A 17,766-nucleotide genomic window follows, 5' to 3' on the forward strand; every position below is an offset into this window, starting at 1 on the left:
ATCTGCCGGGTCAGCGACGAATACGACTGCTTGAACCGCATCTCGACGAGTTCGTCGAACAGGGTCTGCGCCCACAGATGCGGGTCCTCGAGCAAGCGGCTGGTGACGTACTCGGCGAACGGCTCGAACGGGTCCTCGTCCCGGTGGCGGACACCCGGCTCGGTGACCCCGTTGAGATAGTTGCGGACGGTCTTACGGTCCCGTCCCAGATGACGGGCGATCGCTGAGATCGTCCACCCCTGCTTGCGCAGAGCATGTGCTTCCACGGTCTCTCCTTGTGTGAGCATGAACGAGCGGGGCCTCCCTCGAAGGGCTGGTGCGTGGTCAGAGACCACCAGCATCACGGGGAGGCCCCGCCCATTACTTGGCGGGTGCACACAAGTGGGGAGATTCAGTTAGCAGAACTGGGGAGAATCAACGAGCGCAGTCAGCACTCGTGCATCAGGTCGAAGATCAAGTTCCACACGCTGCCGACCGACGGCCGATCGAAGTGAATCACCCACGGCGCGGCCACAAAGATCCGCGTCCAGAGCACATCAGGGTCGGCGGGATCGGTGTGCAGGAACTCGTCAGCTCCGTCTCCGTGTCGGTCGAGGATCCGCGCCACCACATCCATGTCAAGGTCCTTCGATCACCTGGTCCCCTTGAGGACCACGAACAAGCTGGCTGGGACCTCTTAGGCAGGCGTGGCGCCCCTCGCCGCCGCCCCGGGCCGTAAGGCGCAGACCGCGCCGGGCTCGACGACGGGAGGAGTAAGCGCGGACCTCATCCGCTTCGTCAGACGGACCCCAAAGCGGATGGAAAAACGGACGAAAATAGCACTAGGTAGCGAAAAATAGCAGCTGAGAGGCACCGTCTTCTGCTGTATGTTTGGATCATGACACGGCCCGAGCAGCACCCATATATCTCCTTCAAGTTCGATGTGGGCGCGCTGTCATCCAGAACGTGGCTCAAACTCGGCGAAGCCATGAGCAAGTGTCAGCACCTCGCTGGCGTGCCACTCAAGCCCGAGCGAGCCGAGGAGATGGCGTCGATCTTCCTCGCTCGAGGCGTGCTGGCCACGACGGCGATCGAAGGCAATACCCTCAGCGAGGCCGAGGTCCAGGCCATCGTTGATCGCGGCAGCGCCGAAGTCGGAAAGTCCCGAGAATACCTCGAACGAGAGGTTCAGAATGTGCTCGCGGCGATCCGTGACATAGACCAAGCGCTTCGCGCCGGGAAGACGCTTCGGATCACCCGTGAGCGACTCGAAGCGCTGAACCGGCAGATCCTTGAAGGCATCCCCGACAGTCCTGAGGTCGTGCCCGGCAAGGTCCGCAACCACAACGTGGCCGCCGGACGCTACCGAGCCCCCGACCACCACGAGGTGCCCGAACTTCTCGACCAGTTCGTCCGGTGGCTCAATGAGCTCCGCGCATCCGCAGGCCCAGGTTCCGCCGACGAGGAGAAGTTCGTCATCGCGATCATCTCCGCCATACTCGCGCACCTCTACATTGCCTGGATCCACCCTTTCGGCAACGGGAACGGCAGGCTCGCTCGACTCATCGAGGTCCAGATCCTGTCCGAGTCCGGCGTCGTTCCGATCGTTGCGACGAACCTCCTGTCGGACTTCTACAACAAGACCCGGGACGGCTATTACCGGGCGCTCGACAGCGCCCAGTCGGACGTCAGGACGTTCGTCGACTACGCGCTGGCGGGGTTCCTGGACGAGGTACGCGCCCAGATCGAGACCGTCAAGGCCGAGAATATTCAGATCCACTGGGAGAGCCACGTCTATGAGACCTTCAAGGCGCAGCCATCGACTACCACTCGAACCCGGCAGCGGGACCTCGTTCTCGCTATGCCGAGCGGAGCCTGGATGACTTCGAAAGAGGCCACGCAACTGACCCCGGCGCTCGCCGGCCAGTACGCCCTGTGCGGCGAACGCACGCCGACTCGGGACCTCAACGACCTGGAGAAGATGCGCCTGGTCGATCGGAATAAGCGGCGGTACCGCGCGCGCCGAAGCGTGATTGAAGCCTTTATCCCGCCCACCTGGGAAGCGCCGCACACGGTCAGCGCAGATGACGCGCTCGCCGACGCGGCCCCCGAGGACGAGCCGACGCTGTTCGACGAGTGACAACCGTATAGTTCATGGTCAGAGCGTTTTCTGTCAGTCGCGGCCATGAATGCGCGACGGAAGGCCACTCATGGGTTCTGCGCCGACGACATGCCGGCTCTGGCGACGCACAACGGGCGACTGCCGGCAGACCTGGCTCTGGTTCCGTACGTCTACCTCTTGGAGTTGCTTACGGACCGCCGTGGTGTGCTCGCAAGGATCACGAAGTCCTGCACGAACGCGTAGCTCGGAGAACAACGTCGTCCGATCCGGGGCTGAAGGCAGAAGGGACCTCCCGAGACGCAGCGAGAAGCTGCGTGCGACTTCACCGCTTAGTCCAGTCCGCCGCCCCACATGCTCAGCTTCCCAACTTTCATCGGCCGGTCTTTTCCGTCGAGCGTGACCGTCGGGATGCCAACTCCTCCGGGGGCGGCGGCGATCGCGATCGAATCCTCGTCCTCCCCGCGCGGCACCGCGTGCAACTGGGTCACCGAGTTCGGAGACGAGTCGTGAGCTACTTCCACGCCTGCCCGCGCACCAGCAACCTCAGTGTCCCCCCGCCCCCGCTTCAGCAACGTGGAGCACCGGACACCCACCGCCTCGATCTCGCGGAGCCCGACTGTCCACGAGGTGCCCGTGCGTGTCGGCGTCACCGTCGCGGTGCCAGCTTCGGGGTCGACGTCGACGAGGGCGTCACGGCCCCGGTAGGTGATCGTCATGCGCAGATGCTGTCACGCACCGAGGTCCGATCCGCACCAAATTCATCCGATCAGAGGACAGCGCCAGTCGGCGGGACGCTGGGAGCATCGGACGGTGAACCAGACCGCGAGCGAATCACCCCGTCAAGCATCTCGACCACTCCCGGTTGGCCTCGGCGTGGTTGCCCTTGTACTCGGCGTAGTGATCACCCTGGCCACCGCTGTGATGCCAAACGCGTCAGGGTTCGTCGGCGCCGCAGTGATCGGCTCCTGCATGATCGTCGCCGGATTCATCATCGTCAGTCGGCGGCTACCCAAGGCGTACCTGGTCCTGATTCCAGTCGCCGTCGTGGTCGCGCTGCTGGTGCCGCTGTTCGTCGCGACGCACTTCAACATGTCATCCCCGTGGCCGGTAGACCTGTTGAACGACTTCGGTATCCAACCGGCCATAACCTTCCCGGTAACCGTCCTCGTCGTGGCTGGCCTCGGGTGCCTTGCAGCCGGTCGATTCCCCGCGGTTCCGAAGCCAATCATTGAGGGCGACACGCCCCGGATCGGGCAGCCCGTCATCGTGGGCCACACCCCAGACGGCCAGCCAGTCTATGCGCCCGTGCACGGTGGAATTGCCTCGCAGCGAACGAACTCGATGGCGATCGTCGCCCTGGTCCTCGGCGTGGCCGGCGGAGTCCTCGCGATCCCGTTCGGGCACATCGCACTGAGCCAGATCAAGCGCACCGGTGAGCAGGGCCGCGGCATGGCGATCGCCGGTCTCGTGCTCGGATATCTGAGCCTGGTGGCGGTCGTGGCGATGATCATCTTCGTGATCGCGGCCGCGAACGGGGCGGTGTAGCCGTGGGTGCGTCACCGCTGCTGCTCCTCGCAGTTCTCGGTGTCGTGGCGCTTCTGGTCGTCGCGGCGGTCGTTGTCGGCGTGGTGCTGATCGTGAAGGCCGCGAGCAAGCCGAAGCAGTACCCGCCCCAGGTGCCGCCGTACGGGCACGGCCCCTACGGGCCGGGCCCCGGGCAGCCGCCGCATGACGGCTCGCCGTCCGGACCGGGGCCGCTGACGTAGGTCACGGGCCCGGCCAGAGGCTGGTGCAGATCTCGGCCCAAGTGTTTCGATTCACGTCGGCATGGGATTGGTTGGAGGAGATGGTGAATCGCTACGAGCCTGGGATCAGTCACTGAGTCCGGCTTGCAGCCACATCACCGATCTATCGATGCGGCTTCTGATTCCGACGCACCGGACACCACTACAGCATTCCCGGTGAACTTCGCGCGATACATCGCCGCGTCCGCACTCCGCACGAGCGGTGCCAAGGCCGCCGAAGCGACCGACTCAAGGGAGACGCCGATACTGACGGTGCATCCGCGGGCAGCCCCCGAGGTGGCTGCCGACACCTCCGCCCGGTGGCGAATGCGTTCAGCGAGATCGGACACGTTCTCCTGCCGTGCACAGAACGTCAGCACCGCGAACTCGTCGCCGCCCAGCCGAGCCGTGTACGCCTCCATGCCTTCGGTTTCGAAGCGGACTATCTCCGCGGTCGCGAGGAGCGCAGCGTCACCGGCGATGTGGCCGAAGAGGTCGTTGATCGACTTGAAGCCGTCGTGATCGATCATCAGGAGGCCCACGACGGCGGTCGCGTCACCCCTCCGCTGATGCCGACCGAGGCGAGCGGCCGCCACCCGGTAGAACCCCCGTCGATTGAGGGTGCCGCACAGATCGTCGGTATCAGCGTCCACAGCATCCTGCGACATCAGGGTCAGGCCGAAGTAGATGACCACGGGAAGCGCGATGGTGACCACCGCGAACACGCCGATGCTCGTGATCGCTGCCAGCATCCCCATCTCGGCGGACAGGCGGGGAGCGAAGAAGACGATCGCCATCGCGGCGATCACAGTGTGCGCGAGGCACACCGTCAGCGATAGGAGACATGCGGCGAACGTCGCCGTGAGAATCATCGCCATGGCGCTGATGGCGCCCGCCGCCGCATTGGGGTGCGTCGCGCTGACGAGAACGATCGTCAGGCCACAGGTGAGAACGAACACGGACGCGACCGGCATGGACGGCGGCGGACCGACGAGCCATCGGATGCACCAGTACAGCCCGACCACCACGCCCAGCACGCGGATCGACGCAGCCGGCGCGCCTCCCGTGTGATCCGCAAGGGCGAGCGCGCCGGCCGCCGCACCGAGCGAGAGCGCGGGAAGCGCCACCGCGAACCGGAATCCGCGCAACAACCTCCGCGACGCCAGGTAATCGATTCGCGCTCGGTAATCCGGTCCCGCGTGCCACGAGCGCACGATCGCGGACCACAGGCCGGCGCGCCCGCCCGTCGGTTCTGCCATAGCAAGCATTGTCGTGCACGCCGGCCTCACCACGCGTCGATTCGCGCTCGGTATCGGGTTTCGCGCACCCGCGACCTGAACCTTCAATTATTAGTCACGGTAAGTTATTCTTCGATCGAGCCTGGGGAGCAACCACCTCACCTGTCGCCCGCAGCGTTCTCCCCAGGCTCCTCACCCACGACTCCCCCGCCGGCCCCATCTACCGCCGGCCGGACAGCTCAGTCCGTCTCGTCACCGTCGTCCCGGCCGGACCGGTGGCCGAACGCCCCGGCGAGGGCGATGCCCAGAGCCAGACCGATCGGGATGCCGAGACCGATGTTGTCCATCGCGGCCCCGATCACCGCGCCCAGGACCACGCCGAGGGCGATTCCCAGGGCCAGCTTGTTGTAGCCCTTGTCGCTCCACGGCCCCGCCGGCCGCTCGCCGGGCTCCCGCCGGTCACCGTCGTCGCTCACACCCGGAACCGTACCGGCTCGCCGATCGCGGACACCGGTAGAATCAGGAGTAATCGGTCGTGCCGACCCCGTCGACATCCTCCTGGAGTGAAGAAGCATGCGCATCCGCCCCGTCGTGTCCCGTCGTGCCCTGACGGTGGTGGCCGCAACGGCCGTCACCGCCGCCCTGGTCGCGAGCTGCACGACCTCGGCGAACGACGCGATGCCACTGCCGGACGCGAGCCAGAAGATCACCGACTCGACGCCTTTCTTCGACCTGCTGCGCCCGCAGATCACCTCGAGCGTCAAGAACGGCGCGGTCGACGTGCAGCCCGGCCTTCCGGTCAAGGTCACGGCCAGCGGCGGCACCCTCACCAAGGTCGTCATGACCAACCCGGACGGCAAGGAGGTGGCCGGCAAGCTCAGCGACGACGGCCGCTCCTGGAGCAACTCCGAGGTGCTCGGCTACAACAAGCAGTACAAGCTGCGCGCGGAGGCCAACGGCGTCGGCGGCGTGAACGTGGCCAACGAGACCTTCAGCACCCAGTCGCCGAACAACCAGACCCAGGCGTACTTCAGCACCGTCGGCGAGCCGGTGGTGGGCGTCGGGCAGACCGTCGGCGTGAAGTTCGACGAGGCGATCAAGGACCGGGTCGCCGCGCAGCGCGCCATCACCGTGAACACCGAGCCGCCGGTCGACGGCGCCTTCTACTGGATCAGCCCGTCCGAGGTGCGCTGGCGGCCGCAGAACTACTTCAAGCCCGGCACCAAGGTCAGCGTGGACGTGAAGATCTACGGCGTGGACCTCGGCAACGGCACCTTCGGCCAGAAGGACGCGTCGACGAAGTTCACCATCGGCGACGAGGTGATCGCGACCGTCTCCGACAAGGACAAGATCGTCCGGATCAGCCGCAACGGCAAGCTCGTCAAGACCATGCCCACCTCGATGGGCGAGCCCAACAACGCCACCCCCAACGGGATCTACATGATCGGCGACCACCGCGATCAGATGATCATGGACTCGTCCACGTACGGCGTTCCGGTCAACTCCGCCAACGGATACCGCACCCTCGTGGACTACGCGACCCAGATGTCCTACAGCGGCATCTACGTGCACAGCGCCCCGTGGTCGATCAGCCAGCAGGGCGTGAGCAACGCCAGCCACGGCTGCCTCAACGTCAGCCCCGACAACGCGCTCTGGTTCCTCCAGAACACGCGCCGGGGCGACATCGTCAAGGTCACCGACACCATCGCGTCGACCCTCGAGGGCAACGACGGACTAGGCGACTGGAACGTCCCGTGGGAGGTCTGGCGCGCCGGCAACGCGAAGACCGGGTAGTGCCTCGGCCGCGTCCGCGGGAACGGGTTCGACGGTGACCGTCGGCGCACCGTCGAAGCCCGGACGGGCCGTGCCGACGAAGGCGCGCAGCCAATCGACGACAACCGCGGCGCGGTTGCCCATGCCCGCCAGGTAGTAGAGGTGCACCGCCAGCCAGCCGGCCCACGCCAGGACGCCGGTCATGCCCGGCAGGCCCATCGGCGGCTGGAGCACGGCGTGCGGGGTGTCGATCATCGCCATGCTGCCCTTGTCCAGGTAGCGGAAGTGCGTGCCGGGCCCCTTCTTCCCGCGGATCACGTCCGCGGCGTGCCGGCCCTGCTGCATCGCGACGGGGCTCTGCCCGGGCAGGCCGTTCAGGCTGGTCATGTCGCCGAGGGCGAAGACGTCCGCGCGGCCACCGACCGTAAGGTCGCGGTTGATCAGCAGTCGGCCGTTGCGGTCGGTCTCGCAACCCGTGGCCTCGGCGATCACCCCGGCGAGCGGGGTGGCCTTGACGCCGGCCGACCAGACGACGGTGCCGGCCTCGATCTCGCGCTCGACTCCGGTCCCGTCCTTGACGGTGACGGTGTCGCCCTCGATCGCGGTGACGAAGGTGCCGGTGTGCACCTGCACGCCGGCCTTCTCGAGCGCGGCCCGGGTGTAGCCCGAGAGGGTGCCGCCGTAGAAGGGCAGCACGTCGTCGGCGCCCTCGACGAGGTGGATGCGGACCTGCGCGTCGCTGTGGAAGCGCCGGGCGAGCTCGGCGACCTGGCCCGCGACCTCGACGCCCGTGGCGCCGGCGCCGACCACCACGAAGGTGCGCGCCGGGCTCTCGGCGGGGGCGGCGAACGCCGTCTGCATGCGCTCGCGCAGGTTCTCGGCGTCCTCGAGGGTCTTGAGGGCGAACGTGCGATCGGCCCACTCGTCGTGGCCGAAGTACGCCTGCGCGGCGCCCGCGGCGACGATGAGGTAGGTGTAGCCGATCTGCTCGATGCCGTCCGCGGTGGCGTAGGTGACCACCTTGCGCTCGGCGTCGACCTCGGTGACGTATCCGGTGATCGCGTCGACGGTGCGCCGACCGCGGAGCACGTCCGCGATGGGCGGCGCGATGCGCTCGCCCGCGGTGACGCCGGTGGCCACCTGGTAGAGCAGGGGCTGGAAGAGGTGCGTGCCGTTCGCCGAGATCAGCGTGGTCTCGATATCCGACTTCGCGAGCTGCTTCGCGGCGGCGAGGCCACCGAATCCCGAGCCGATCACCACGACGTGGGTGTTGCGCATGATCTTCTCCTCCTTCAAGACGTCGTTGTCTACTACCAGGTTGGTGCATGAGTTCCTGCGCTTCAACCTGGTAGATCGCCTACCTGACGATGCTGTCGATCTCTTCTGTTCATAGAATGGCGGTATGGAGTTCCGCCAGCTCGAGTACCTCGTCGCCGTCGCCGACCACGGCGGCTTCTCCCGCGCGGCCAAGCAGTGCTTCGTCTCTCAGTCGGCCGTGAGCCATCAGATCGCGACGCTGGAGAAGGAGCTCGGCGCGGAGCTGTTCGAACGCGCCGGGCGCCGGGTCACCCTCACCGCCGCCGGCGACGCGCTGCTCCCGCGCGCCCGCGAGCTGCTCCGGCTGCGCGACGAGGCCGTCGACGCGGTGCGCCCCCGCCCGGACCGGATCCGGCTCGCCGCGAACATGTCCTTCGCCCACTCCGCACTCGCCGCGACCGCGGCCGTCCGCGAGCGGCACCCCGGCGCGGAGATCGACTTCCTCCTCAAGCCCTTCGCGCAGCGCATCGCGGCGGTCAAGTCCGGCGAGGCGGACCTCGCGCTGATCCGCGGGCGACTGGACGAGCCGGGCCTGTACCTCGAGCCGCTGTGGGTGGACAACCCCGTCGTCGCCTTCTCCACGCGGCACCCCCTGGCCGCACTCGGCCGCGCACCGTCGCCCCGGGAACTGGCGCAGTACCCCCTGCTGCTCCCGCCCGCGGACCGGCAGGTGCTCCTGCACCGCCTGGTCGCGAAGGTGTTCGCGGCCGAGGGGCTCGAGGTGCTGCTCGGGCCGGAGATCCGCGACGCGCACCCCGTGGCCTTCGAGCTGGTCAATCACCCCGAGGGCTGGACGCTCCTCTACGAGGACCCGCGCCAGCCCGGCATCGCGAGCCGGCCTGCTCCCGGGTTCACGCTGCCCGTCTCCGCGGTGCTGCGCACCGACGCGACACCGAACCCGCTGGTCGCGGAGCTGTTGGTGGGTCTGTCGAACGGGTACCGCCGCTAGGCCCGACGGTGCGCCGTCAGGACCTGCCGCGCAGTCGCCGCGACAGCTCGGACGGCATCGCGAGCACCCGCTCGGCCGCCGTGACCGCGGCGCCGGGCACCGACAGCAACGCCTCGATCCGCTCCATCGACGCGTCGATCCGCTCGAGCGTCGCGGAGAAGCGCTCAGTGAGCTTCTCGAACTCGTCGAGGCTGGTGTTCACCCGGGCCACCGTCTCGTCGAAGGTGGCCATGGTGGCGCTCATGTCCTCCATGGTCGTGGCCATGCCGTCGAGCATGGTCGTGGCCTGGTCGATCGTCATGTCCGCGTTGAGCGCGGCGCTCGCCAGGTTCCGGATCCGCGTCCGCCCGCGGCCCCCGGAACCGCCGGAGTACCCCGAGCCCTCGTCCTGTGTCGCCATGACCGATACGGTAACCGGCATGACTACTTCCGCGCGCCTGCAGCCGGGTGATCCGGCACCGTCGTTCACCCTGCCCGACCAGGACGGCAACCCCGTCTCCCTCGCGGACTACCGCGGCCGGCGCGCGGTGCTCTACTTCTACCCCGCAGCGATGACGCCGGGCTGCACCAAGCAGGCCTGCGACTTCCGCGACAACCTGGCCGATTTCGGCGACGCCGGTCTCGCGGTGCTGGGCATCTCGCCCGACAAGCCGGAGAAGCTGAAGAAGTTCGTCGAGCGCGACGGCCTCACCTTCCCGCTCCTCTCGGACCCGGATAAGCAGGTGCTTACCGAGTACGGGGCCTTCGGTGAGAAGATGATGTACGGCAAGACCGTGACGGGCGTGATCAGGTCGACGTTCGTCATCGACGCGGAGGGGAACATCGAGGTGGCGCAGTACAACGTGCGTGCCACCGGCCACGTCGCCAAGTTGCGCCGCGACCTGAAACTCTGAGAGGACTCCAGCCTTGGAACGCACCGTCTACACCGACGACCACCTGCAATTCGGCTCCGCCGTCCGCGACTACCTGCAGAAGCAGGTGCTGCCGCACGCCGAGCAGTACATCGACGACAAGCTGATCGCCCGGGACGTGTGGCGCGGCCTCGGAGAGCAGGGCGTTCTGGGCCTCGAGATCCCCGAGTCCTACGGCGGCGGTGAGGCCGGCGATTACCGCTTCAACGCGGTGGCGCAGGAGGAGCTCGCGGCGGTGTCGATGGCCTTCGCCAGCTCGGTGGGCATCGACTTCGACATCACCACGCCGTACATCGTGCGGCTGGGCACCGACGAGGCGAAGCAGCAGTGGCTGCCCGCGATCGCCTCGGGCGAGGCGGTGGCCGCCATCGGCATGACCGAGCCCTCCGCCGGCTCCGATCTCGCGGCCATCAAGTCGACCGCCGTGCGCAGCGGCGACGACTGGATCCTCAACGGCTCCAAGACCTTCATCACCAACGGCTACACCTGTGACGTCGCGGTGATCGCCGCCAAGACGAACCCCGACGCGAAGGCGCGCGGCATCTCGCTGTTCGCCGTGGACTGCTCGCTGCCCGGCTTCGAGCGCGGCCGCAAGCTCGACAAGGTGGGCCAGCCCGAGGCCGACACCGCCGAGCTGTTCTACTCCGACCTGCGGGTGCCCGCCAGCGCCCTCATCGGCGAGGTGGACCGCGGCTTCGTGCACATGATGGAGAAGCTGCCGCAGGAGCGCATCGGCTCCGCGGTGGGCAACGTGGCGCACGCCAAGCAGATCCTCGCCGAGACGCTCGAGTACGCGCGCGAGCGCAAGGCCTTCGGCCAGTCCATCGGCTCGTTCCAGCACAACAAGTTCCTGCTGGCCGACCTGGTGACCCAGATCGAGATGGTCCAGGCCTACGTGGACCAGGCCGTCGTGGCGCACGCCGAGGGCCGCCTGACCGCCGTGGACGCCGCGAAGGTCAAGTACGTCTCCGCCGAGATCCAGAACAAGGTGCTGGACTCCTGCGTCCAGCTGCACGGCGGCTACGGCTACATGCGCGAGTACCGCGCCGCCCGCGCGTGGATGGACGCCCGCGTCACCCGTATCTGGGCCGGCTCCTCCGAGATCATGAAGGAGATCATCGGGCGCGACCTCGCGCTGTAGGTCTTCGACGGGGACGGCCGGGTCGCGCTCAGCGCGGCCCGGCCGTCCGTCGTTTCCGACGGTGCCGGGCCGGGGCTGGTGGCCGGGCCGGTGGGCCAGGGCGAGGCGGGCAGGGATGCGAGGCGGCGCGAGCGCGGAAGCGTCGGCGGGCAGGTAGGGACGGCCGTTCGCTCGACACTCGGATTCGGTCCGATTCGGACAGCGTGTCCGAACCGGTCAAGATCCGAGAGCGCGACGTGCGCGCTGTCACGTCTCAGGACATCGGTGACAGTTCTGCATGTCCCTACCAAGTAGGGCCACTTGCTCGAGGCGCGCTGTACATCTCGAGCGGCCTCTCGCCACGAATCGGGATGCGGCGGTGGGTACCCGGTGCGGCGGGCCGCGGCTCCGTTCGTCGGGGCGACCGATTCCCGCGGGGAGTCTTCACCGAACATCGGGTTGCAACCCTCGATCGAAGAGGAAACCCCCGCGGGAACCCACCGCGGCAGCGCCGACGCCGGCGCGCCAGGTGCGGCGCGACGGCGGCGCGCAGACCGGGTGCGCAGGACGGCGCCCGGCAGACACGCGGTCCGCGGCGGCACGAGACGCGAAGGGCACCGTCGGGAATCCCGACGGTGCCCTTCGTGCGCAGAAGAACCTACTGCGCGGCCTCGATCACCGAGATGATCTTCGGACGCAGGTCGGCGGCGGCGATGATCTCGTCGACCGAGCCGACCTCGACGGCGCGACGGATGCTGTGCACGCCGTCGAACTCGGAGGCGACCTCGCCCAGCTTCTCGGCGCGGACGGAGCCCCGCACCTCGTCGAGCTCGGCCAGCAGCGCGGCGCGCTCGGTGCCGGAGGCCTCGGCGACCTGCGCCTCGAGCTCCGTGACCCGGGCATCGCCACCGGTGCGGGCGTTGACCTCACCGGAGAACACCACCGCCGCGGCGGGGGCGCCGCCGAGCACCGAGGCGAACGAGCCCTCGATCGCCAGCACGGTCATGTTCGGGTTCAACTGCTTCGAGAACACCACGAACGCGCCGCCGTGGTAACGCGAGATCACGCAGAACACGATCGGGCCGGAGAAGTTGACGATCGCCCGGCCGATCTCCGCGCCGTACTCCAGCTGCAGCTTGCGCAGCGACTCGGGCGAGCCGTCGAAGCCCGACAGGTTCGCGAGCACCACCAACGGGCGGTTGTCGCTGGCGCCGTTGATCGCGCGGGCCGCCTTCTTCGACGACTGCGGGAACAGCGTGCCGGCCGTGTAGGTGTCCGGGCCGTCCGTGGCCGGGAAGCCCAGGCGCGGTACGGACTTCGACTCGATGCCCAGCAGGCAGACCGGGATGCCGCCGATGTGCACGTCCTGCACGACGGCCGTCTCGGCGTCGGCCATGCCGGCCCACCGCTCGAGCACCTCATGGTCCTGGTCCGACAGCGCCCGCATCACGGTGCGGATGTCGAAGGGCTTCTTGCGATCCGGGTTCTTCTCCGCGGAGAAGATGTCGCCGACGGTCGTGAAATCGCTGTCCGCCAGCACGTGCGGGAACACGGTGATGTCGCGCTCGGCCGGGTCCGTGGTGGACGCGCGGCGCGGGGCCTGCTCACCGGGGGCGATGTAGGTGTGCGCGTAATGCTCCATCAGGATCTTGTGCGCGCCCGTCAGATCCGCCGCCCAGTACTGCGCCTGGCCGTTCGGGCCCATGATCCGGTCGTAGCCGCCGATGCCGAAGTTGTCCTCGGCCGAGACGCCGCCGGAGAAGTCCAGCGACTGCTTGCCGGTCAGCACCATCGCCGACTCCGGCGTCATGATCAGCACGCCCTTGGTGTGCATGAGCATCGTGGCCTCGGCGTTCCAGTACGGCTGCGCGCCCACGTTGATGCCGGCGGAGACGATGTTGATCTCGCCGCCCTGCTGCGTGAACTCGACGATCTTCTTGAGCGCCGCGGCCACCCAGTCCATGTTCTCGGTGCCCGAGTCCATGGAGATGCGCGCACCGGCCGACAGGGCGTACCACTCGACGGGCAGCTCCATGCGGTGCGCGAGGTCGATCGCCGCGCTGATCCGGCGGCACTCCGCCTCGGCGAGCGCGCCCAGCGACTTCGTCGGATCGCCCAGCAGCAGAACGCGCTTGACGCCCTCGGGATGCAGATCGGTGACCGTCGAGATCACGCCCACGACGATGCCCGCCGTGTTGCGGCCCTTCGGCCGGTCGGTCGGGACCAGCACGTCGGCGATGTCGCCCTCGGCCAACTCGTACTCGACGAAATCGCCCAGCACGGAGGTGAGCTCGTACGGGTACGCGGTGTTGCGGCTCGCGGCGCGGAGAACCTTCTGCCGGTAGCCGTCGATCGGCTCCACGACGTCGGCGACATCCTCGGCCGGGGCGCCGATGTGCAGATCCGCACGGCCGGTCGGGCTGAACGACACCCGCACCTCGGTCTTGACCAGGTCACCCGTCGACTCGTCCCGCCGACGCCCGATGAGCAGCACCTCCTCCAGGCCCGCGCCCACCGACGTCGACTCGATGTGCCCGGCCAGCGCCTCGAGCTCGGTGTCGCTGAGACCCACCGGCGGCCAGATGTACATGACGATCCGGTTGGTGGGCAGCCGCTTGGCACTGGGCCGCCCGGCCTGGGCCCGGCGGATCGAGTCCACGCACGTGGCGAGCGCGATCTCGGCCGTCGGCAGGGCCAGCAGGCGACCCTTGTCGTCGCGCACCGCGGCCAGGTCGCGGACCTGGGCGAACGCGACCAGGCGGTCGTCGGCCGGGTTCTCCTTGGCGACGGCCCGGTACAGGTACACCTCCTCGTCGTCCGACGAGGTGAGGCGCGTCAGGTCGAAGCGGCGCAGCCGCTCGAGCTGCATGCGCTGCGCGATGTACGGGTGCAGGCCGCGGATCAGGCGGTCCTCGGTGACACCGTTGGTGCCCGCCCGGAAGGTGAAGTGGTGGTGCATGACCGCGCCGCCACTGCCCGCGACGGTGATCGTCACGCGACGCACCTGCGCCGGCAACGGATGCGCCGACAGCACGCTGTCGAACGCGGCCACCATCTCGTCCTGGTCGTCGGGCTGCTGCTCCCAGCTCAGGTAGATGTCCGCGTCCACGGACGCCGCGCCGTCGGCCACCGTCGCCAGGCCGGCGACCGCGTCGCCCAGCCCCTCGTAGGACACGGCGGCGGACGCGAGCAGGGCACCGTCGCGCGCGGCGACGACCCACTCCGTACCGGCGGCCTCCTGCGTGCGGACCTCGGTCAGGCCCTTGTTGCCGTAGTAGCGGCGGGTCAGGACCTCGAGCATCACGCTGTTGCCCGTGGGGTGATCCCCCGCCAGGCGCTCGCCCAGCAGCAGGACCAGCGGCTCGGTGCTGCGCACCATCTCCGCGATCCGGTCGGAACGATCAGCGGCCGTGGGGTTCTGGTCGAGATGCGTCAGGTGCGCACGCACCGCCGAGTAGACGCCCTCGCGGTTGCCCAGCAGCAGCGGCTGGCCGAACCACGCGAACACCACGCCGCGGGCCAGGTCGGCGATGACCGGGTAGCGCGACTGCGTCGCGTCCATGAGTCGCTCGAGCACGGCGCGCGCGTCGGCGCTCTGCTCGGCCGACGGTGCCGGCTCGCGCAGCCACTTGCGCAGCAACGCGGTGATCACGCGGACGCCGACCTTCGGGCGCTGCTGCGCCAGGAAGATCCGGAAGACCGCGGATTCGAGCTCGGGGGTGCGGTCGAGCTCGGTGACGCCGTAGTGGGCGAGCGCGGCGGCGAGCTTCGCGCGGTACGAGTCGGGCAGGCCGGCGCGGTCCGCGTCGAGGCTGCGCAGGTACGTGTGGAAGTGCTCGCGCGGGCTGTGCACCTCGTCGTCGCCGCCCACCGAGCGGCGCAGGCCCAGCTCGGCCAGGTCTGCGAAGACGCCGGCCAGCGCCAGCTCCTCCGGCGCCGGAGCCGCGCCCTCGAGCTCCGCCGCCACGCGGTCGACGAGGTACGCGTCGAGCAGGCGACTCTCGTCGGCGGGGTCGACGTCGTAGCCCAGCAGCTGGCTGCGCAGCGCCTCGCGTCCCTCGGCCGCGCGCTCGACGGCGCCGACCTTCGCGGGCTCCTCCGGCAGGTCGATCGGGCCCGCCGCGGAACCGGCGTCCTCCTCGTCACCGTCGCCGAGGGGCTCGAGACGCAGCAGCGGTGCGCCTGCCTCGACCTGGCTGCCGACGGTGACCGAGCACTCCTTGAGCCGCGCCGAGAACGGCGCGCGGAGCACCGTCTCCATCTTCATGGACTCGAGCACGAGGAGCGGGGCACCGGCCTCGACCTCGTCGCCCACGGCCAGCGGTACGGCCACCACGAGCGCCGGCGCGGGCGAGCGGACCACGCCGCCCTCGTCGCGGCTGACGCGGTGGGTGACCCCGTCCACGTCGACCACGTGGACCGGGCCGTGCGTGCCGGTGGTGAGCCGGTACCGGACGCCGTTCACGACGGCCTGCCCGGTGTGCGAGTCGAACCGCTCGAGATCGACGTCGGCGGTGCGGGTCTCCGCGCCGGTGTCGATGACGAGGCGGAAGGTGTGCGCGCCGATCCGGGCGACCCGGACGCGATAGCTCGCGCCGCGCAGCTTGAAGTCGAGGGGGTTGCCGCTCTCGTGCTGCACCTGCGGGCGGCCGCCCGACGCGGTGGTCAGGAGGCGGGTGAGCTCGGTGCGCTCCTCGTCCTCGTAGGCGTCGATCGCGGCCGAGGCCAGCGCGACGGACGTGTGCCGGTCCGCCACCAGGCGGCCCTCGCCCCGCACCCGGTCGATCCAGCCGGTGTCGGCGCTGCCGTCGATCACCTCGGGCTGGCCCAGCAGGTCCAGCACGAAGCTCTTGTTGGTGGCGCCGCCCTCGATGATGACGCGGGTCTCGTTCATCGCGCGGCGCAGCCGGCCCAGGGCCTGGTCGCGGTCGCTGCCGTAGGCGATGACCTTGGCGATCATCGAGTCGAAGTCGGCGGGGATCGTGTCGCCCTGCGAGACGCCGGTGTCGATGCGGATGCCGGGGCCGGCGGGCAGGTCGAGCAGCGCGATGCGGCCGGGGGCGGGCGCGAAGTCGCGGTCCGGGTCCTCTGCGTTCAGGCGCGCCTCGATGGCGTGCCCCCGCTCGACCGGACGCGCACCGTCGAGCTTGCCGCCCGAGGCGACGTGCAGCTGCGCGCGGACCAGGTCGAAGTCGTTGGTGACCTCGGTGATCGGGTGCTCCACCTGCAGACGGGTGTTCACCTCGAGGAAGGCGAGCAGATCGTCGCCCGGGTGGTACAGGAACTCGACGGTGGCGGCGCCGCGGTAGCCGACCTTGATCGCGAGCCGCTCGGCGGACTCCTTGAGCCGCTGCACCTGCTCGGGGCCGAGCACCGGCGAGGCGGACTCCTCGATGACCTTCTGGTTGCGGCGCTGCACCGAACAGTCGCGCACGCCGAGCGCCCACGCTGTCTCGCCGTCGGAGATCACCTGGACCTCGACGTGCCGAGCGCCGGTGACCAGGCGCTCCAGGAACACGATGCCGCTGCCGAAAGCGCGCTCCGCCTCGTCGCGGGTGCGCAGGTAGGCGTCCTCGAGGTCCGCGTCGGACGCGACCATGCGGATGCCGCGACCGCCGCCGCCGGCGGTGGCCTTGAGCATGAGCGGGTAGCCGATGTCCTTGGCCTTGGCCTTGGCGTCCTCGAGCGTCTCGACGGGGCCTCGGCTCCACGGCGCGACGGGGACGCCGACCTCCTCCGCGATGAGCTTCGCGCCGATCTTGTCGCCCAGCTGGCGCATCGCGTCGGGGCTGGGCCCGACGAAGGTCACGCCGACCTCGGCGCACTTCTCCGCGAAGACGGGATCCTCGGCGACGAAGCCCCAGCCGACCCACGCCGCGTCGGCGCCGGTCTCCTGCAGGGCCTTGCCGAGCAGCTCGTAGTTCAGGTACGGGCGTGCCGCTGCGGGCCCCAGGTCGTACGCGATGTCGGCCTCGCGGACGAAGGTCGCGGTGCGGTCGACGTCGGTGTAGAGGGCGACGGTCTCGATCTGCTGCCCGGTCTCGGCGGCCAGGTCGCGGACCGCGTGGATGAGGCGCATCGCGGCCTCACCTCGGTTCACGATGGCGATTCGGCTGAACACTCGCTTGTTCCCTTTCGGCTCAACTGGTGCGTGACGCGGCCCCGCCTTCGGTGGGACCGTCCCGCTCTTAAGTTCTCTCGATCACCGCGAACGCCGCCGCGGTGTCACCGTCGTGGGTGAGTGACACGTGGATCGTCGCGCCCTCCCCGAGGTCGGCGGCGATCCGCCCGTGCACCCGCACCGCGGGACGCCCCCAGGCGTCCGAGACGACCTCCACCTCTCGCGCCCCGACCTCCTTCTCGGCGGGACGCTGCGCGTAGAAGCCCGACGAGAACGCCTTGAACACGGCTTCTTTGGCCGCCCACCGGGCGGCCAGAGAACGCACGTCACCCGCGGCGTCCCGTCGTTCCGAGGGGCTGAACGACGAGAGCATCGTGGTCCCGGGTTGCGCGAGTTGCTCCGCGAACCCGGGCACGTGCACCACGTCGATCCCGATCCCCACCACGGCCATG

16 protein-coding genes are annotated in these 17,766 nt (G+C 69.1%); 7 read left to right on the forward strand and 9 right to left on the reverse strand.

What is annotated here, in order from left to right; genetic code table 11:
• Together AXK61_RS13120 and AXK61_RS13125 are read right to left on the reverse strand one after the other, a co-directional pair.
• The coding region (locus tag AXK61_RS13120) for a helix-turn-helix domain-containing protein (RefSeq protein WP_156485656.1) at positions 1-287 on the reverse strand (287 nt) is incomplete at its 3' end.
• Positions 288-427: 140 nt separating this feature from the next.
• Positions 428-616: a hypothetical protein gene (locus AXK61_RS13125; RefSeq protein WP_068745700.1), complete on the reverse strand. Its 189-nt coding sequence runs from the start codon at positions 614-616 to the stop codon at positions 428-430.
• Between the two features lie 261 nt (positions 617-877).
• Between AXK61_RS13125 and AXK61_RS13130 the strand changes: the two genes are divergently transcribed.
• Positions 878-2,119 (forward strand): Fic family protein, encoded by a 1,242-nt coding sequence (locus AXK61_RS13130; protein WP_068745701.1) that lies wholly within the window; start codon positions 878-880, stop codon positions 2,117-2,119.
• 311 nt (positions 2,120-2,430) lie between these two features.
• Here AXK61_RS13130 and AXK61_RS13135 read toward each other — a convergent pair whose 3' ends face one another.
• Positions 2,431-2,817: a hypothetical protein gene (locus AXK61_RS13135; RefSeq protein WP_068745703.1), complete on the reverse strand. Its 387-nt coding sequence runs from the start codon at positions 2,815-2,817 to the stop codon at positions 2,431-2,433.
• 181 nt (positions 2,818-2,998) lie between these two features.
• Here AXK61_RS13135 and AXK61_RS24380 point away from each other — a divergent pair, with 181 nt between their 5' ends.
• Both AXK61_RS24380 and AXK61_RS13145 read left to right on the forward strand, forming a co-directional pair.
• A complete protein-coding gene (locus AXK61_RS24380; RefSeq protein ID WP_231855535.1) occupies positions 2,999-3,646 on the forward strand; it encodes a DUF4190 domain-containing protein in 648 nt (215 codons plus the stop codon).
• A 2-nt stretch (positions 3,647-3,648) separates the two neighbouring features.
• The gene (locus AXK61_RS13145) at positions 3,649-3,867 is read left to right on the forward strand and encodes a hypothetical protein (protein WP_068745705.1); all 219 of its coding nucleotides are present in this window, start codon (positions 3,649-3,651) and stop codon (positions 3,865-3,867) included.
• A 134-nt stretch (positions 3,868-4,001) separates the two neighbouring features.
• Here AXK61_RS13145 and AXK61_RS13150 read toward each other — a convergent pair whose 3' ends face one another.
• Complete coding sequence (locus tag AXK61_RS13150) at positions 4,002-5,012, reverse strand: GGDEF domain-containing protein (protein ID WP_197466801.1); 1,011 nt, start codon at positions 5,010-5,012, stop codon at positions 4,002-4,004.
• A gap of 350 nt (positions 5,013-5,362) precedes the next feature.
• Positions 5,363-5,599 carry a hypothetical protein gene (locus AXK61_RS13155; RefSeq protein WP_068745709.1) on the reverse strand — a complete coding sequence of 79 codons (237 nt, stop codon included), beginning with the start codon at positions 5,597-5,599 and terminating at the stop codon, positions 5,363-5,365.
• A 97-nt stretch (positions 5,600-5,696) separates the two neighbouring features.
• On the opposite strand from AXK61_RS13155, the gene AXK61_RS13160 reads away from it, so the two are divergent.
• Positions 5,697-6,917: a L,D-transpeptidase gene (locus AXK61_RS13160; RefSeq protein ID WP_068745711.1), complete on the forward strand. Its 1,221-nt coding sequence runs from the start codon at positions 5,697-5,699 to the stop codon at positions 6,915-6,917.
• Here the strand turns inward: AXK61_RS13160 and AXK61_RS13165 are convergent.
• Positions 6,858-8,174 carry an NAD(P)/FAD-dependent oxidoreductase gene (locus AXK61_RS13165; RefSeq protein WP_068745792.1) on the reverse strand — a complete coding sequence of 439 codons (1,317 nt, stop codon included), beginning with the start codon at positions 8,172-8,174 and terminating at the stop codon, positions 6,858-6,860. The genes AXK61_RS13160 and AXK61_RS13165 overlap by 60 nt on opposite strands.
• Positions 8,175-8,298: 124 nt before the next feature.
• Between AXK61_RS13165 and AXK61_RS13170 the strand changes: the two genes are divergently transcribed.
• The gene (locus tag AXK61_RS13170) at positions 8,299-9,162 is read left to right on the forward strand and encodes a LysR family transcriptional regulator (protein WP_068570922.1); all 864 of its coding nucleotides are present in this window, start codon (positions 8,299-8,301) and stop codon (positions 9,160-9,162) included.
• Between the two features lie 16 nt (positions 9,163-9,178).
• Here AXK61_RS13170 and AXK61_RS13175 read toward each other — a convergent pair whose 3' ends face one another.
• Positions 9,179-9,562, reverse strand: a complete 384-nt coding sequence (locus AXK61_RS13175; RefSeq protein ID WP_068570921.1) for a hypothetical protein — start codon at positions 9,560-9,562, stop codon at positions 9,179-9,181.
• Between the two features lie 19 nt (positions 9,563-9,581).
• Here AXK61_RS13175 and bcp point away from each other — a divergent pair, with 19 nt between their 5' ends.
• Positions 9,582-10,055, forward strand: coding sequence for a thioredoxin-dependent thiol peroxidase (gene bcp, locus AXK61_RS13180; RefSeq protein ID WP_068745713.1), 474 nt, complete (start codon positions 9,582-9,584; stop codon positions 10,053-10,055).
• A 13-nt stretch (positions 10,056-10,068) separates the two neighbouring features.
• Complete coding sequence (locus tag AXK61_RS13185) at positions 10,069-11,214, forward strand: acyl-CoA dehydrogenase family protein (RefSeq protein ID WP_068745715.1); 1,146 nt, start codon at positions 10,069-10,071, stop codon at positions 11,212-11,214.
• 637 nt (positions 11,215-11,851) lie between these two features.
• Here the strand turns inward: AXK61_RS13185 and AXK61_RS13190 are convergent.
• On the reverse strand, positions 11,852-17,314 hold the full coding sequence (locus tag AXK61_RS13190) for an ATP-binding protein (RefSeq protein WP_068745717.1): 5,463 nt from the start codon (positions 17,312-17,314) through the stop codon (positions 11,852-11,854).
• Between the two features lie 67 nt (positions 17,315-17,381).
• Positions 17,382-17,765: a holo-ACP synthase AcpS gene (gene acpS, locus AXK61_RS13195; protein WP_068570917.1), complete on the reverse strand. Its 384-nt coding sequence runs from the start codon at positions 17,763-17,765 to the stop codon at positions 17,382-17,384.
• Position 17,766 lies beyond the last annotated feature (1 nt).

This window comes from Tsukamurella pseudospumae (assembly GCF_001575205.1).
GTDB lineage: Bacteria > Actinomycetota > Actinomycetes > Mycobacteriales > Mycobacteriaceae > Tsukamurella > Tsukamurella pseudospumae.

Bases quoted from the DNA above. Each gene is read 5' to 3' on its own strand.
- AXK61_RS13125 (WP_068745700.1), bottom strand. From the start codon at position 616: ATGGATGTGGTGGCGCGGATCCTCGACCGACACGGAGACGGAGCTGAC.
- AXK61_RS13130 (WP_068745701.1), top strand. From the start codon at position 878: ATGACACGGCCCGAGCAGCACCCATATATCTCCTTCAAGTTCGATGTG.
- AXK61_RS13135 (WP_068745703.1), bottom strand. From the start codon at position 2,817: ATGACGATCACCTACCGGGGCCGTGACGCCCTCGTCGACGTCGACCCC.
- AXK61_RS13160 (WP_068745711.1), top strand. From the start codon at position 5,697: ATGCGCATCCGCCCCGTCGTGTCCCGTCGTGCCCTGACGGTGGTGGCC.
- AXK61_RS13165 (WP_068745792.1), bottom strand. From the start codon at position 8,174: ATGCGCAACACCCACGTCGTGGTGATCGGCTCGGGATTCGGTGGCCTC.
- AXK61_RS13170 (WP_068570922.1), top strand. From the start codon at position 8,299: ATGGAGTTCCGCCAGCTCGAGTACCTCGTCGCCGTCGCCGACCACGGC.
- AXK61_RS13175 (WP_068570921.1), bottom strand. From the start codon at position 9,562: ATGGCGACACAGGACGAGGGCTCGGGGTACTCCGGCGGTTCCGGGGGC.
- bcp (WP_068745713.1), top strand. From the start codon at position 9,582: ATGACTACTTCCGCGCGCCTGCAGCCGGGTGATCCGGCACCGTCGTTC.
- acpS (WP_068570917.1), bottom strand. From the start codon at position 17,765: ATGGCCGTGGTGGGGATCGGGATCGACGTGGTGCACGTGCCCGGGTTC.